The sequence below is a fragment of the Candidatus Diapherotrites archaeon genome (genome assembly GCA_040755695.1).
In the GTDB taxonomy this organism is placed as follows: Archaea; Iainarchaeota; Iainarchaeia; order Iainarchaeales; family 1-14-0-10-31-34; genus JBFMAK01.
Genome location: JBFMAK010000040.1, coordinates 1 through 1,144 on the forward strand (window position 1 = coordinate 1; position 1,144 = coordinate 1,144).

Here is a 1,144-nt window from a genome sequence, read left to right on the forward strand (position 1 = left end):
CTGATGTTACGCAGGGCTTACCAATGCAAACTGACTTTTCAAGGACTGAAGCTCTTTAAAACTTGCCATTAGTGCCCTCACATACAGCTTCGATTTGAGCGCGAAATGATTGGTAGAGACCTTGGTGCTCATGAGCTCGAGCTTGAAGTACGCATAGATTGAAGCGAAGAAGTGGTTGTTCTGGGTTACGGCTGTGCGCGTCGGCGATTTCGCGATCCCGAGGTTGCTCTTGATCGACTTGTGATATTCCTCCACGTTCCATCGTGTTTGATAGATTGCGGGAATGGCGGGAGCGTCAAGGTCGATGTCACTCGTTGCCAGATACAGGATGCCGGTGCTGCCGTCTTTGTTTGTAAAGACTTTTCTCATGAGCTTCACCGGAAAGGCGAGCCCCTTGAGATAGCACGTGATGGCAGTATCCTGTTCCAGATTGAGCGATTCAATCGATCGAAAGGCGCCCTTGCGTTTGTCGGTGAGCGATAAGGCCACCAGACGGTTTGCCTTCAAAGCGAATATGAAATGTTTCCTACGGTCGACCACCACTTGCATGTTCTCTTTCGAGGAAAACCAAATATCGGCCAAAACATAGCGAAATTTTACTTGATTCTTGATAATTTGATCGAACATGTCCCGCATCATCTGATTCTTGTTGACGGAGGCGCGCCGTTTCGTTTTTCCCGTTTCTTCATCCACATACGGCGTATCCTTCCTGACGATCTCAAACGCGAGCGGTATCGTGCCGGCAGCATTATGGTAGGTCGCATTGAGCAGGTTCATGCCCTTCATGTTCCTTCCCTTGCTATGATCGAAGTGCCACGCCACGATCTCGTTTTCGTCAGTATATGCTTTTTCCACGATCGTGTCGTCGAACGAGATCGCGCCGTCCTCGGTTTCCACTTGCCGTACCCGCGGTTTCACCAAACGCCAGAGATCCTTCGAGGTGTACGGCCGTTCGCCTAAGAATCTGGTGACGGCATCGTGACTGATCGCATGATCGGTCATTGCGGAAAACCCGGTGGCGGTAACGGATTGAAACGAGCTAATGAGATAATCCGTGTAAAGGTCAAGCAGACGCGGATCGACGGGTTGTGCGGTATATTCCTTTTGTTTTGGTGGCATACGTTTTGTTTTTAACGGTAGTATG

1 protein-coding gene is annotated in these 1,144 nt (G+C 49.8%); it reads right to left on the reverse strand.

Annotated elements, in window-relative coordinates:
- Positions 1–6 precede the first annotated feature (6 nt).
- Complete coding sequence (locus AB1467_07545) at positions 7–1,119, reverse strand: transposase (GenBank protein ID MEW6296108.1); 1,113 nt, start codon at positions 1,117–1,119, stop codon at positions 7–9.
- Positions 1,120–1,144 lie beyond the last annotated feature (25 nt).

Bases quoted from the DNA above. Each gene is read 5' to 3' on its own strand.
- AB1467_07545 (MEW6296108.1), bottom strand. From the start codon at position 1,119: ATGCCACCAAAACAAAAGGAATATACCGCACAACCCGTCGATCCGCGT.